12 protein-coding genes and 2 pseudogenes are annotated in these 15,938 nt (G+C 36.6%); 9 read left to right on the top strand and 5 right to left on the bottom strand.

Annotated features, from left to right (window positions below):
* Positions 1 to 41: 41 nt before the first annotated feature.
* The 4 genes from IPL24_09335 to IPL24_09320 form a co-directional block, all read right to left on the bottom strand.
* Positions 42 to 1,034 (bottom strand): TonB-dependent receptor, encoded by a 993-nt coding sequence (locus IPL24_09335; protein ID MBK8363868.1) that lies wholly within the window; start codon positions 1,032 to 1,034, stop codon positions 42 to 44.
* A complete protein-coding gene (locus IPL24_09330) occupies positions 1,006 to 2,394 on the bottom strand; it encodes a carboxypeptidase-like regulatory domain-containing protein (GenBank protein MBK8363867.1) in 1,389 nt (462 codons plus the stop codon). The genes IPL24_09335 and IPL24_09330 overlap by 29 nt, the downstream gene beginning before the upstream one ends.
* Positions 2,395 to 2,450: 56 nt before the next feature.
* A complete protein-coding gene (locus IPL24_09325) occupies positions 2,451 to 2,942 on the bottom strand; it encodes a hypothetical protein (GenBank protein ID MBK8363866.1) in 492 nt (163 codons plus the stop codon).
* A gap of 240 nt (positions 2,943 to 3,182) precedes the next feature.
* Complete coding sequence (locus IPL24_09320; GenBank protein ID MBK8363865.1) at positions 3,183 to 3,680, bottom strand: hypothetical protein; 498 nt, start codon at positions 3,678 to 3,680, stop codon at positions 3,183 to 3,185.
* Between the two features lie 336 nt (positions 3,681 to 4,016).
* On the opposite strand from IPL24_09320, the gene IPL24_09315 reads away from it, so the two are divergent.
* From IPL24_09315 to IPL24_09275, 9 genes and pseudogenes are all read left to right on the top strand, one after another.
* Positions 4,017 to 4,925, top strand: coding sequence for an insulinase family protein (locus tag IPL24_09315; protein MBK8363864.1), 909 nt, complete (start codon positions 4,017 to 4,019; stop codon positions 4,923 to 4,925).
* Positions 4,807 to 5,484, top strand: a complete 678-nt coding sequence (locus tag IPL24_09310; protein MBK8363863.1) for an insulinase family protein — start codon at positions 4,807 to 4,809, stop codon at positions 5,482 to 5,484. The genes IPL24_09315 and IPL24_09310 overlap by 119 nt, the downstream gene beginning before the upstream one ends.
* Positions 5,485 to 5,502: 18 nt before the next feature.
* Positions 5,503 to 7,050, top strand: a complete 1,548-nt coding sequence (locus tag IPL24_09305; GenBank protein ID MBK8363862.1) for an insulinase family protein — start codon at positions 5,503 to 5,505, stop codon at positions 7,048 to 7,050.
* Positions 7,051 to 7,204: 154 nt separating this feature from the next.
* A complete protein-coding gene (locus IPL24_09300; protein ID MBK8363861.1) occupies positions 7,205 to 8,782 on the top strand; it encodes a T9SS type A sorting domain-containing protein in 1,578 nt (525 codons plus the stop codon).
* Between the two features lie 20 nt (positions 8,783 to 8,802).
* Positions 8,803 to 9,600, top strand: a complete 798-nt coding sequence (locus IPL24_09295) for an acyltransferase (GenBank protein MBK8363860.1) — start codon at positions 8,803 to 8,805, stop codon at positions 9,598 to 9,600.
* A gap of 562 nt (positions 9,601 to 10,162) precedes the next feature.
* A pseudogene (locus IPL24_09290) lies at positions 10,163 to 12,374 on the top strand (transglycosylase domain-containing protein).
* 12 nt (positions 12,375 to 12,386) lie between these two features.
* A pseudogene (locus IPL24_09285) lies at positions 12,387 to 13,080 on the top strand (CoA transferase subunit A).
* 439 nt (positions 13,081 to 13,519) lie between these two features.
* On the top strand, positions 13,520 to 13,744 hold the full coding sequence (locus IPL24_09280) for a hypothetical protein (GenBank protein MBK8363859.1): 225 nt from the start codon (positions 13,520 to 13,522) through the stop codon (positions 13,742 to 13,744).
* A 294-nt stretch (positions 13,745 to 14,038) separates the two neighbouring features.
* Entirely contained in the window at positions 14,039 to 14,188 is a 150-nt protein-coding gene (locus IPL24_09275) for a hypothetical protein (protein MBK8363858.1), read from the top strand.
* A 1,269-nt stretch (positions 14,189 to 15,457) separates the two neighbouring features.
* On the opposite strand, the gene IPL24_09270 is transcribed toward IPL24_09275, so the two are convergent.
* A complete protein-coding gene (locus IPL24_09270) occupies positions 15,458 to 15,682 on the bottom strand; it encodes a glycosyltransferase (GenBank protein MBK8363857.1) in 225 nt (74 codons plus the stop codon).
* Between the last annotated feature and the right edge of the window lie 256 nt (positions 15,683 to 15,938).

Below are 15,938 nucleotides of genomic sequence, written 5' to 3'. Positions count from 1 at the left end.
AAAGAATAAGATCATTTTTGCCCCTGCTGCTATAATAATAATTATAACCCAAAAGGCACATGCAAATTGAATCCGATATTCCTTCCCATGTCTCTTACGCCAATGTATTTTACCAGTGACAATTGATTGAAGTAAGCTTCATTCTTCAGATTGGTGCAGAAGATGCTAATGCCTGCCTGTTGTTTAAATAATCGGAATGAACCTCCAACAGAAATATCCAGTAAACTATAGCTATCGCTTGATAGTTCATATTCTGCAACGTCCACTCTCTTTTCGTAATTACTTATCTTCATTGAAAAGTATGTGTCCTTAAATTTCCATAATTGCTTTTTCAATAATTTGATTTCACCCACCAATTTGTCAGATGGAATATAGGGAACATTGCCACCAATTTTCAAGGACGCTTCAAGTTTTGAATATCCCAGATTTATATTCAGCCACGAAGCACTCTGAGGAAAATACCTGATCTGAATTTCACCTCCTGTAAAGGTTGCGCCGTTTTGTCGGTATTCATATAATGCGAAAGTATCTCTTGCATCAGGAGTTATTCTCACAACTGAATCTCCGGTGTTAGCTATATAAATATAGTCACTGATCATGTTAGTGTAAGCGCTAAGATCAACACTGAAGCTCTTTCCTTTCCATACCAAACCAAGATCACCTTCCAGATTTTGTTCGACTTTCAGGTCAACATTTCCACGTTCAAAACGAAAAGTACCTTCGTGCTTTCCGAAGGTGCCGAGTTGCGCGTAATTTGGTGCAGTGAATCCGGTTGCAATATTTCCTTTTAAACTAAGATTGTTGTTTAGAAGAAAGGTTCCGCCGAGGGAGAAAGATGTCGGAGAGTAGTCACGTTCAATTTCAACTTCAGGTTTTGTTATTGTATCATTCTCTTGGAACATTATGAACGTATCTTCTTCCATTTCATTTCCTTCTTCGAAACTTTCGGCTTCAAGACTTTTGGCATCAAAACGGAAACCACCGATCAGATTAAACCTTTTAGAGTCATACCGGACAATTCCATAAGCTGCCACATCTGAACCATCGGCATCGGGAACTATTGATTCCCGGCCGTTGTTTTTGTTTTCCAGAAATGTTCCCTGAGAACCGATCGTAACACCAAAATGCTTTTGCAGAATTACTGGTCCATTTTACGTCATAGGTAATTACATTCAGATCTAGCCCAATTGCAAGTTCTTTCTGTTTGTTTGGCAATGGCTCAAACTCTTTCCTGTTGTTTAACTGATAAGCTAAATTCAGATTCAGTTTTGAATTTTTAAGAAAGACCGTGTTCTCACTGGAGATAATTTGCGAAACGACACTTTGATATGGTGCTTCCAGTTCGCGTTCTCTTTGTTCCTCTTCTTCGTCTACTAATATACCACCAGTTGCTTCACCTTCATCTTCTACAATCCCGATTTCCTGATCAAGGAAACTATATGAAAGCTTACTGATTCCCCATTTCTTAGAAACACCGATATTAAATTTACCGGCATAATTCATAAACTTACTATTGGCAGCAAACTCTTCTTCTTCACCGTTTGGTTTTATCTCTTCTTCAGATTCGCCCTGAACATAACTTGTATGAGATGTACCACCGATTCTTAAACCATAGAACATTCCTTTTGAATTCGCTGATTTTATTCCGGCATCAGCAGTCAGTCCTAAAGTGTTGGAATGAAATCCGAGGTTAGCACTACCTGAACTGGTACCATTTGCTGCCGGTTTTTCATCAATAAAAACCAACGCTCCGCCAATTGCATCAGCTCCGTAAATTAAAGCCGCAGGTCCTTTCACGATTTCGACATTTTCAATACCAAGCTCTGATATGCCCAGATCATGATGATCGTCCCATTGTTGATTTTCGATTCGTGTACCCTGAGTATAAAGTGCAATTTGATTAAATGACAATCCGCGGATAACAGGTTTAGAAATCCCATTACCTAATGAGATCTTGTCAATGCCGGGTAAATATGATAGATCATTCGTTAACGATATTGCGTGATTTGCATGAGTGTATCTTACAGATGCAATTGAAATAGGAAATTTTTCAGTTTGATAAGTATTGTTGGAGGTTATGAGAACTTCGTTCAAAAGAGTATAACCTGATTCCAGTGAAATGTTTTTCGTCGTTACTCCTGTGATCTCAACTTTTTCTGCAATCGTTTTATACCCGATACAGGAGTATTGCACAATAACACTACTTGTTGGTAAATCTGTTAATTCATAATTTCCAAGTGAATCTGTTATAATTACTTTTTGCAGTTCGGGTATAAATACAGTGGTTTTTGATAGCGGGGTATTTTCCGCATTGGTGATTATTCCCTTCAGATTGTTTTGTGAATAAGTAATGGTATAGGAAAACAGCAACAATATAATTGTCGATTTTATCATTTTCATAATAGAATAGTTAAGGGTTAAAAAATTAATTTATAAAACAGGAAAATATATCAGAATTGTGGAGGAGGAGTTAAAATATTTGAGTAAGAGGTAGTGTACAACTGACCTTTGTAATATGCCAGATTAGTGATATAGGATAATTTTACTTTTGTTACTATGACAGATTGATAACTATAAATTAGTTTTATCAATTTAAGAAGTAAATTCGTGTAGTTTTTGTGGGATTCAAACGGGCTTGAACATATTTCTTTTATAACCCGGATAATATTTGATTCTTTTTTATCATTTATAACACTAAGGATTAAGATGGTATTTACTTCTGTTTTATTAATGATATCATACAATTGATTTCCAATCACGATTTCATTATCGTCCAGTTTGTGAACTTCAAATTTAATTTTGGTAATCCGGATCTGTTCTATTTCGCTTTCATTGAAATCCATAGTCCATTTCATATAAGCCTGTTCAATATGGCAAATCAATAGAATTCCGCCACTTTGTATTACAATTAAAGCTGCAAGAAATAGTATTCCGGATCTCATTTTTTAGACTTAAATACCAAGATTAGTAAATAAAAATCAATAATGAAAATATAGTTTTCCTACATTCTTGATGAAAAAGTACTTAAATTATTCCAAGAATGGAAGAATAAGCATATGTACTTAAATGGAGTAGGACTCCTATTGATTTGAAATCCATCGGACTGCTAATATGCTGCGGGCTCGGGACGTTCACAAAAAAAATTGTTAAATATTTTCTTGTTTTTAATTTATTTTTATATTTTAATTCTTTCGATAAATCCAAAAAAGCAATCCAATTATTATCAAAAGCAAAAAAACAAAATAAAATTTCATTCTCAATACAAGTCTTCCCAGATATTTTTTTTCTTTCTCAAGATTGTCATTCTGTGCAAGCGTTACATCATTTACTTTCGATAAATTATCTATTCTTTCCTGATATCCACTTACATCAAATGACATAGTTGTCTTTTCAAAATTCTTTGTATCGATCACTCTTTCCAGTGAATTCATGATCTTATTGTCAATCGAAACAATTTCCTGAAGCGTCGCATGACTTTCGCGCATATCGTTCTTTGTTCGGTTTCCAAAAAAACCGCTTTTCTTTTTTGTTGTCTGACTATAACTATCAAACAACTTTTGTCTCTCCTGCAAAAGTCCAAAAAGTTCTTTACGCGCTGCGGTACGTTCGTCTGCATAAGAAGTGTCAGGGAAAATGCTAAGCAGCATTAAACATGTGATGACGATGGTTTTGAGTTTCATGATATTTTTCCTAATGCAAATCTAATTCAAGTGAGTGGGAATACTTGCATTTAAATTGCAAATTTTTCATTTCTGAACACTTTGCTTTAGTACCGTGTACTTTTTCTGCACAAGTCGGCGAAAAAACTATAGACAATTTCTGCGCCGTCATCTGCGGCAATCTGCGCCACTCTGCGGGAAATAATTAAGCGTTGTTCATTTCCCGCAGTTCCCGCAGCTATTTAAGAGGAGAGGTCACTTTTACCTATGTATACAGTCAAAGAAACTCTTAACATCATGTTAAATCCTTTATTTATTTCAATGAAAAGGATACTTTCGCATACCAATTAATAGCACATGAAAACAAATCGAATAGTTACCGGAAGCCTTGCCTTCCTGATGCTTTTCACCGGGTCAAATGCTTTCTCTCAAGACAAAGCCAAACCAAGACCGAAAAGTGAACCCAAAGCAACACCAACTCAGCAAAAACTGGTAAAGTTAGCCCCGCCTTATGCTCAAGATGAAGGTAAGACGATGACACCACCGGAAAGAAAGATTTTTCCGTATCCAATTCTTCAGACAAAACTGGACAATGGTTTAAATGTCGTTACAGTTCCATATCAGAGTCCCGGAATTGCTGCTTTTTATATTGTTGTTCGCACAGGTTCACGAAATGAAGTTGAACCGGGACACACAGGTTTCGCTCACTTCTTTGAACACATGATGTTCAGAGGAACTGATCTTTATCCAAAAGATAAATATGGCGCCGTACTAAAATCAACAGGTGCTTCAGCAAATGCAAATACCAGTCTTGACAGAACACTTTATCATATGACCGGCGATGCTAACAAACTTGAAACAATGTTCATGCTTGAAGCTGATCGTTTTCAAAATCTGAAATATTCTATTCAGGATTTTAAAACAGAAGCCGGAGCAGTGAAAGGTGAATACACAAAAAATTCAGCGAACCCTTATACCAAGCTGAATGAAATGATTCAGAATACTGCTTTCGAAAGCCATACATATAAGCATACAACAATGGGCTTCTTCGAAGACATCGTTGATATGCCGAATCAATATGATTACTCAATCGAATTCTTCAACCGTTATTACCGTCCGGAATATTGTACGATCATAGTTGTAGGTGATGTTACTGCACAAAAAAGTAAACGACCTTGCAAAAAAATATTTCGGAGCATGGAAAACGGGAACATATGTGTCAACTGTTCCTGCAGAACCAGCACAGAAAGAAACAAAATATACTAACCTTCAAAAAGAAGGTTTCCCTCCTTACTTAAGTCTGAATTTTAAAGGCCCGGGTTACGATCCGAAATCAATTGATTTTCCTGCATTGGATCTTCTTTGTGCTGCATACTTCGGCGAAAATTCTGATTTGTATAACAAACTTGTAATCCAGGAACAAAAAGTAAGATCAATCGGTGCTGATTCTTATACGACTCGTGATCCTTATCTGATCTCTGTTGAAGCCTCATTAGTTGATGCTACTGACTTCGGTTATATCCGTAAAGAAATGGAAAGAGTGTTGGAAGAAGCAAAAAATAAACCGATTGATGGTAAGATTCTTCAGGAGACAAAAATGAATTTCAGAAATTCAGCGATCATGTCAATTGATAATCCAACAGCAATCGCTCAGAACTTAAGTCACTTCACATGGGTGAGCGGTGATCCGGAACAACTTAATTCATATTTCGGTATGTACGATAGAGTTACTCCGCAGGATATCATGCGTGTTGCGCAGAAATATTTTTTACCGCAGCGATTAACGATAGGTACAATCGCACCAACAGAGAAAGTAACATTCTAATCTTACACACGAATCATCATGAAAAAAATAATTATAGCAGGAATGTTTCTGATCTGCTTCGTTGCTGCAAGAGCACAGGAGATCGTACAACTTCCAATTCCCAAATCGGGAAAAGTTACCCTTCGTTATATGTTCCGGAACGGATCAATATGTGATCCTGCCGGTAAAGAAGGTCTTACAAGTATTACAACAGATATGATCGTTGAAAGCGGCACTTCAAAAATGTCTTCTACAGACATTCGCAAAATGATCTACCCTTGGTCTGCAAGTATGAGCAGTTCAACTGATAAAGAGGTTGCAATCATTTCGTTTCAGGTACCATCACAGTATCTTGACGAATTTTATACAAAAGTAGTACGTGAATTATTATTACATCCTTCATTCACAAAAAGTGATTTTGATCGTTTACTTTCTAATCAGCAGAATTATGTAGAGCAGGTAATCCGTCAATCTTCGGATGAAGAATTAGGAAAAAAATATCTGGAGTCATTCATCTTCCGCGGTACTCCTTATGCTCAGTTGAATGAAGGTAATGTTGCAAGTGTAAAAACACTTACAGTTGAAGATGCAAAAAAGCAATATCAGGCTTACTTTACAAACAGTAATGTGCTCATTGGAATTGCCGGCGATTATCCTGTGTCGTTTGTTACGAAAGTAAAAGCAGACGCCGGACTTTTATCAGTATCAAAACCAAATTTGCCACAGATCAGTATGCCGGCACAGCCAAAAGGTTTAACGGTTGAAATTGTTTCTAAAAAAGGAGCATTAGGTTCTGCTGTTTCTGCGGGTTTCCCAATGAACATTACTCGTTCTAATGATGAGTTCGCAGCACTTATGGTTGCAAACAGCTGGTTGGGTGAACACAGAAAGTCGTATTCAAGATTGTATAAAAAAATCCGTGAAGAACGTTCAATGAACTATGGCGATTACACTTACATTGAATGGTATGAGAATGGTGGAGGTAATATGTTGCCGCCATCAGGAACTCCACGTTCTTTAAATTATTTCAGTATCTGGCTGCGTCCGGTGCAAACTGCGAAAGGTTTGAAAGGACAATATAAAGAACTCGATAGTATTAAGATCGGTCACGCACATTATGCAATCAGAATGGCTATCCGTGAAATGGATAATCTGATCAAGAATGGTTTGACAGCAGAAGATTTCGAAGCAACACGCGACTTTCTGAAAAGCTACAGCAAACTTTACATTGAAACGCCTTCAAGAAAATTAGGATATATGATGGATTCTAAATTTTACGGAAGAAAAGACTGGATCAATGAACTCGATGCTCTGCTTGCTAAACTTACACTTGCTGATGTAAATAATGCAATCAAAAAATACTGGCAGGTTCAGAATATGGATATAGTTATTGTTACTGATGAATCAGAAGTTAATGATCTTGCAGAAAGTCTGCGTGCCGGAACAGTTTCTCCGATGTCATATTCAGACAACCTGAAAGCGACACTTCCTAAAACGATTCTTGAAGAAGATGATGTAGTAGCAAAATATCCGCTGGAAGTTCGTGAAGTGAAGGTGGTGAAGATTGAAGATACGTTTTTGAAGTAATTTTTTAAAGAGGCCAGAGGTAAGGGTCAAAGGTCAAACGGGTTTACGTTTGACCTTTGACCTTTTTCTTTACTTGTACAAATTGATTTTCTTTGATTATTTAACTACTTTTGAATGTGTTTAATTGTTATAATTAAAATATTTACTAATGAAAATGACGGCGAAAATTTCCTATATCCTTTTTGTTTTACTCGTATTTAATACATCATTAATTTTTTCGCAAAGTATTTTCCAGAAATCAATTCCAAATACAATTAGTGTAAGAGGTCTTCAGCAATTAGACAGTAATAGAATCGCTATTATTACAAATGACCCTGTCAATTGGGACTCACTAATGTTATCAATTATTGATAGTTCCGGAAATGTAGTTTTGCAAAGGTCATTAAATGTTGCAGGTTATTCTCACGAATCAATAGAGATGGAGAAGACTCTGGATGGCGGATTAATTATACTATGTCATAATTATTCATGCATGATAAAAATTGATCGGACCTTTAATATAGAGTGGATGAAACTTTACATCCAGTATACAAGGACTGTTGCAGGTGGTGCAATTAAGCAATTACCCGATTCAGGTTATATTATTTGTGGATATGTTATTGATTCAATTAGCGATAAATTGTTATTTAAAACTGATAAAACAGGAAGAGTTGAATGGTCTAAAACTTATAATTCGACCAGGTATGAAAATCTTTCATGTATTGAAGTTACCCCGGATGGAGGTTTTATTTTTTCCGGTATTAATGGAGATCAAACTTCACTCTGCGGAATTCCTTTGACCAGGACTGATTCTGCAGGCAATATTTTATGGTCAAAAGTATATGGGAACTGTGGAGATAATGCTCAGGCAATATCAATAACTTCCGATGGCGGATTTATTATTTGTGGAGGAAATGATGTTGGAGTTCCTTCTCCAAAGTCGGCAATTCTTTTTAAAATTGATAGCCTTGGCGGCATTCAATGGTCGAAATCTATTTCATCATTTGGCAATACATATTTTTCCGGACGAGGTGTTGGACAAATGTTTGACGGGAATTATTTTTTAGGAGGTATCCGCAACCTTTCAAATTCAGGAAGCGATTATGATATTTTCTTAATGAAATTTGACGCCAATGGTGATACTTTGTGGTCAAGAGTTTATGGAAGTTCAGGGAATGAAAAAGCGTTTCATTTTATCCAATTAATTAATCATGGTTTTATTATTGGCGGTCAGGCAAGGGACAATAGTTTTGGTCAACCCGGATACAATGCCTATTTATTGAGTATTGATTCTCTTGGCGAAGGAGGCTGCAATAATTTAGCAACTAATTTTGAGATAACAAACAATCCATTCCAGATAAGAATTGATTCTGTTATCGGTGTAAATGGCGGAATTTTTATTGATAGCTTAAGTGCAAATTCTTCTATAGGAACTGCTCAGATCATCGACTTGTGTTCTTTAACCGATGCTGGAGTTGAAAAAGAAAATCATCCTGAAATAATTGTATTCCCGAATCCGACAAATAATGCAATTAGTTTGAATGTAGGTTTATTAACGGGAGATCTTTCTTATGAAATTTCAGATTCAAATGGATTGAGAATATTAAATGGAAGTATTAAGGCAATTCAAAGCGAAAAAAAAGTAATTGAAATTGAACTAGGGAAAAATATAAATCTATCCGGAACTTATCTGGTTTCAATATTTTCCGGTTCTGAAAAAATCGCCGGAAAGCAATTTATATTTGTAAAATAGTTCATCAGGAATTTCTATATTTGAAAAAGCTACATTGCTTCAATCAATTGTCTGAAACGAGAACAATTTATTTTCCGGGCCTTAATGGAGTAAGAGCAATTGCTGCATTGGTTGTTGTCTTTTCTCATATAACCATAGCCCTTGAAAAGTTTGATCTGGATCCTTTTATATTTGGAACACTTGCAAACGGAAAATTAAAAGTCACATTGATGTCCGAATTCGGCGTTACAATGTTCTTTGTATTGAGCGGGTTTTTGATCACTTACCTATTGCTCGAAGAAAAAAGTAAAGCTAAGATTCAGATCAGAAAATTTTATATGAGAAGGATCTTACGGATCTGGCCTCTGTATTATACTTATCTCATTGTCGCTTTGGTCACCTTAATAGTAATTGGAATTCCAATCAATGGAACTTCGCTTTTAGAATATATTTTCTTTGCTTCTAATATTCCATTTATTTATGCTCGTCCGCTACCGTTGCTTGAACATTACTGGTCACTCGGAGTCGAAGAACAATTCTACTTATTCTGGCCATGGATCGTCGCAAAAGCGAAATCACTTAAAACTGTGTTGATAGCATTGGTAGTATTTATGCTGGCAGGGAAATTTTATTTTCACATTTTTCATCCGGGATCTATTCATGATATGTCGTTCACAATAACACGTTTTCATTGTATGATGTTCGGAGCTATTGGAGCAATTTTATACAGAGAAGAAAACAGTGTTTTTTTAAGCTTGGTTGAGAATAAAATAATGGAGCTTATTTCCTGGCTTGTAATATTCCTGTCGTGTGAAGTTTTATCAATTTACCTGTTGTAATTAACAATGAAGTTATATCTGTATTTGCTCTGTTTATTATTGTCGGTCAGGCTAACGTTAAAAACAGATTGATCCCACTTGAAAACAGAACCTTTGATTTCTTAGGTAAGATCTCTTACGGAATTTATGTGATTCATCCATTGATGATTTTTTTGCAGAAAAATCATAGTTAAATTTTCAAAGTTTGAAGTCATAAACTATTTAACTGTCTACTTAATAATCGTTGCATCAACGATCACGCTCTCTTACGTTTCATACAATTACTTTGAGAAATACTTCCTGAATCTGAAGCACAAATTCGAAGTGGTCAGATCTTCGAATTCTAAAACAATTTCCGCTTAGCATTCCAGACGCTATTAACTATCTACTGTTATAAATTGCCTTTCTCCCACTAAGCTCTGCCTTTATTTTTGGTATCTTCGGACCTTCTATTACGTTTAGGAGTCAGAAGGGCATTGTAAGTCGTTAAATATCAATTAGATGTATTTGCGATTTTTCAAAGTAGAATTCAATTAACTTCGCTGACCAGCGTTCATGGAATCACAACCACCCCGGTTTAAATATGCCTAAATCAAAGCCCTCCTTTAGTAAATATATCCGCTTGTTTTGGATATTGGTTTCTTTGCCTTTCATCTTTGTCATCTTCGTACTTTTTCTGGCTTCAAAAGGTTATATCGGCGAAGAACTTCCAACATTCGAAGATCTGGAAAACCCGAAAAGTAATCTGGCGTCTGAAGTTTTGTCAAACGACATGAATGTTATCGGTAAGTACTACATCCAAAACCGGACGAACGTACATTACTATGATCTTTCACCGAATCTTGTCAATGCATTGAAAGCAACAGAAGATATCCGTTTCGAAAATCACAGCGGAATAGATCTGCGTGGTTTGATCCGGGTCGTATTCAAAGCAGGTAGCGCCGGCGGAGGAAGTACGTTAACGCAACAGCTTGCGAAAAATCTTTTTCACGAAAAACCAAAAAGTAAAATGGATCGTGTTATCCAGAAAATTCAGGAATGGATAATTTCAATTCAACTGGAACGCCGTTATACGAAGGATGAAATTCTTGCAATGTATCTTAACACTGTTGAGTTTAGCAGTAATGCTTTTGGAATTAAATCTGCAACACAAACTTATTTTGGAAAATCACCGGATCAACTGAACATACAGGAATCTGCTGTGCTAGTCGGTATGTTACAGGCTCCAACAAAATTTAATCCTGCCCGTAATCCGAAAAATTCACTTGCAAGAAGAAACATCGTTCTCTCACAGATGAATAAATACAATTTCATCAACGATCATCAATACGATTCAATCAAAGCGCTTCCTACGAAACTTAAGTATCAGATGGAAGATCATAACTTCGGACTGGCAACTTATTTCCGTGAAGTACTGCGAACAGAATTATTGGCATGGTGTAAAGAACATATTAATAACGCTACAGGGAAACCTTACAATCTCTATACTGATGGATTGAAAATTTATACTACCATCAATTCAAAAATGCAACGCTATGCCGAAGAAGCTATGCGTGAGCACATGAAAGAGATCCAGAAAAAATTCAATGAACACTGGAAAGGAAAAGCACAACCATGGGATGAGCATCCGGAAATTATTACTGATGGAATGAAAAAAACAGATCGCTATATTGCTATGAAAACAGCAAAGGCAAGCGATAAAGAAATCGATAAGGCATTTAAGAAAAAAGTAAAGATGACGATCTTCACCTGGAATGGTGAAGTTGATACAACGCTTTCTCCACTTGACAGCCTGATATATTACAAGAAATTTTTGCAATGTGGTTTTATGTCAATGGATCCTATCAGTGGCGCAGTACGTGCCTGGGTAGGAGGGAATGATTACCGCTATTTCAAATACGATCACGTTAAAGAAGGAAAACGTCAGGTAGGTTCAACATTCAAACCATTCCTATACACCCTTGCAATGCAGGAAGGATATTCTCCTTGCTATAAAATTCCAAACGTAAGAGTAACTTTCGATCTGCCTACCGGAGAGCAATGGTCACCTGTTAATTCGAATGCAGAATACGGCGGAATGCTTACGCTGAAAGAAGGATTAGCCAATTCGGTGAATACGATCTCTGCTTATCTCATGAAACAATTCGGTCCGCAACCTATGATCGATATTGCACGTCGAATGGGAATTACATCACCGATCGATCCCGTTCCTGCAATTTGTCTTGGTACACCCGACGTTTCTGTTTATGAAATGGTAGGAGCATATTCTACTTTTGCCAATAAAGGTGTATGTACACAACCTGCTTATCTGATGCGGATTGAAGATAAGAACGGAAACGTGCTTCAGGATTTTGTTCCAAGGAAAGTTGAAGCGATCAATGAAGAAACTGCATACTTAATGTTGAACCTGATGCAAGGTGTTGTTCAGTTCGGTACTGGCGCACGTTTACGTGGTCAATATAAATTTTCAAATGCAATTGCTGGAAAACCGGAACAACTCAAAATCAAAGTGACGGATGGTTCATGGGTATTACTCCGGATCTTGTATCCGGTTGCTGGGTTGGAGCAGAAGATAGGATCGTTCATTTCAGGACAACAGAACTAGGACAAGGAGCACGGACTGCAATGCCTATATGGGCATTATATATGCAAAAGTGTATGCAGATAAAGAACTCAATTTATCTAAACGTGAATTTACCCCACCTTCAGAAAAATTGAACGTTGAACTAAATTGTGATAAGTATGTTCAGCCGGGATCAAGCGGAGGAGATGCATTTGATAAAGATAATTTCTAATTAAGTAGTACAATGAACAAAGTAGTAGCAAGTGCTGAAGAAGCTATCCGCGACATGCGTGATAATATGACAATCATGGTTGGTGGTTTTGGTCTGTGCGGGATTCCTGAAAAAACAATTGCCGCAATGGTGAAAAAAGGAATTCGCGGATTGACTTGTATCAGTAACAATGCAGGTGTTGATGATTTTGGATTGGGACTATTGTTACAATCAAAGCAGATAAAAAAATGATCTCTTCTTGTAGGAGAGAATGCTGAGTTCGAAAGACAAATGCTTTCCGGTGAACTGAAGTTGATCTTATTCCGCAAGGAACATTGGCTACACGTTGTCTTGCTTCAGGATATGGTATGCCGGCGATTTTTACCGCTGCCGGAGTAGGAACTGAAGTTGCAATCGGTAAAGAAGTCCGCAATTTTAATGGCAAAGATTATCTGATGGAAATGGCATTCGATGCCGACTTTGCAATCGTGAAAGCATGGAAAGGTGATGCTCATGGTAATTTAATTTTTCACGAGACAGCCAGAAATTTTAATCCCCTTATGGTTATGGCAGGCAAGATCACAGTTGCGGAAGTTGAAGAACTTGTTCCGGCAGGTGAACTTGATCCTAATATGATTCATACTCCGGTATTTATGTGCATCGAATCTTCAAGGGCGAAAATTACGAAAAGCGAATTGAACAGCTTACAGTAAGAAAGAGAAACTAACAGCACCATTTTTTCAAGCGTCAATGAGCGAAACTTCTTTTTATTAAGAAAAAACCATTTTCTTATAGTGGCTTGCAATACTATTGGCTATTATTTTCTGGGGGGATTTTTATTCACTACCGGTCATATCAAGAACAATATATTAAAATGATGTTGTTTCTTACTACGCCTATTTACCTGCTTATTTTATTCATCACGATATACTGGAATTTACCTGAGAGGATCCCAATACATATGGTTCGAAATTCTGGCCTGAGCATACTGAGTCGGGAAAACTTTGTTATCAAGACTACAATGGGATTGTGTTATCTCTATGCACTATTCTCTTTTGTAGCAAATGCAATTGCACCATCGCTGGGTTATGTAGCAGACCCCCCCCTGGGTTCACCCAACCATATCAAACAGCTTTAATGTTCAGTGTTGGTGTTTCTATCTTGGAATGATCTATCTGAGGAAATTTTTATTGTTATATTTTGATGACCTGACTACCGGTATCACTTGCTTTGCCTTTATTTCAGCACTAACTGATGTGGTATACAACCGGACAACCACCATGTCGCATGGATATTTATTTTCTACTGCAATACTCTTGTATGTAATTGTAAAATGGTACAAAGAAGCTACCTATCTGCGTTCATTTGTAATCGGACTTTATACGGCTTGATCATTCTTATCCGGCCAACTATGATAATATTTTTTAATTTTTCGTATTGTATGAATTTCACTCCGGGAATTTTCTTAGAACAAGATTTAAATTATTTTTAGAACGAAAGTTTCATTTTCTCTTATGATCCTGATTGCTTTTCATTATCGGATTACCGCAACTACTTTATTGGCATAAGATCACCGGGCATTGGTTGTATTTTTCATATAATGGCGAACGTTTTTCTGGGACAATCCGCATATCTTAGAAGGCTTAATAGGTTTCAGGAAAGGTTGGTTGATCTATTCACCAATTATGATCTTAACGATCATTGGGTTATTTGTTATGAAAGGAAAGGAAAAAGTATTTAAGCATGCAACAATAATTACTTTTCTCATCACTATTTATGTTATCTGGTCATGGTGGTCATGGTGGTACGGGGGTCATATCGGCAACGTCCGTTGATGATTTTATCCGCTCCGCTTTGCCATTTGCGTCTACCATACAAATGACAGGCCGAATTTTTCTAAACTTAAAGTTGCTGTTGCTGTAACCGGATTTCTTTTTATGTCGGAGCAGTACAAAATATTCAATATATGATTGATTGATACACTATGATTCAAATACTAAAGAATCATACATGAAAAATTTTCAGTAACTTCTGACCAGACTGGGTTGAATCGCTACAGCCACCGGATTATGAAGCAGCGAAACTTGGTTTATCCTCATATGGTAAATCCGGAAAAAGGAGAATTGAATTTGATTATAAAAATACGAAGACAAAACTTTCCCTTGGATAAAAGTGTTTTTCTTCACAAGGATAATCCATACACACATGCGCTGATCTTCCATACGACTATCTCGAAACACTTAATATAGACTCAATTTATATTTCTGCAAAAATATTCTGTGTCGAAACTATAAATACAAATCAATTCAGAGGTGTGTTTGCATTCAGAACGTGACACAGGCTCAGTTTTTACTGTGGTTCACGACTTTAGTGAAAAATGTTTATCTGAAAGACAAAAGTTGGACAGATATCCAGTGTTGGAATAAAATATGTCGATACTCTTTTAACGTAGCAAACCAAGTCCGAATCTTCGCCAACGACGAAATCCTCCACGACATTTATTTAAAAGATTACACTATTTCTTACACGAAAAAATAATTTAATTTTATAAAATTTCACTTTTCACTTTTCACTTTTCACTTTTCACTTTTCACTTTTCACTTTCACTTTCAATTTTCACTTTCACTCACTCTTTCACTTTTCACTTTTCACTTTTCACTTTACTTCCATCTTAAACAACCCATACTTCATCAACGTCTTAAAAATCCTTAAGTCCATCGATGTTGGGAAGTTTTTTCCCTTCTCCTAAATTTCTGGGGAAAATAACGACCGGTACTTCAGCGATCCAGTTTCTTTGGAATCGTCCAACTTTAAAATTAGTTCAGCTTCAAATCCAAAACGATTTTCACGCAGATTCAATTTTTCAAAAGACTTTTGTCAAATAATTTATATCCACATGCAACGTCAGTGATATGGACGTCAATAAAATTGAAGCGATCAATGTAAAAGTTTGTTGAAGAAATATCTTTAAATGATGATTGCGGGACGAATGACTCCGGGCATACCGATCCATTAAAATGGAACTTCAAGTTCTTTTTGCGATTAACATAGAAGGAATATCACGTGGAGATAATTCAAGATCGGAATCCTGGATCAGAAGAACATCACCTGGATGACGTGCTTGTCTTGTTCTTACAGCCGCGCCCCTTGCCACTATTAACATCATGACGAAACAGTTTTATAAATTGTCGGTTGCGGATAGGCTCAATATATTCATTGACTCTTTCGTAAGAACCATCCTTCGAACAGTCGTCGACTATAATGATCTCATAACCTTCCAGAAATGCCGGATAATTTACCTTTGTAATCTGTCTAAGACTTTGTGACAAGTCCTTGCTCGTTATAAAGGGGATATTATGCTTAATTTCTGAAATGTCGGCGTCGGCGCAAATATATCCAAAATCAAGGAACCTGTCAGTTTAAAGAGTCCCTATTCGGAATAATTGACTTTATCTTTGTTTTTCTATAGATAAAATTCGGACTTCATCCGCTTTATATGGGCTAATTTTCAAATTTTATGATAATTTTGACGCGAAATCAATTGACTACGGTACCGGATAAAATGGTATCGCCAAGCGGATCGCC

This window comes from Bacteroidota bacterium, assembly GCA_016711505.1.
Lineage (GTDB): Bacteria > Bacteroidota > Bacteroidia > AKYH767-A > 2013-40CM-41-45 > JADKIH01.
The sequence above is the reverse complement of the archived record's forward strand: the minus strand, read 5'-3'. Positions and strand labels throughout refer to the sequence as shown.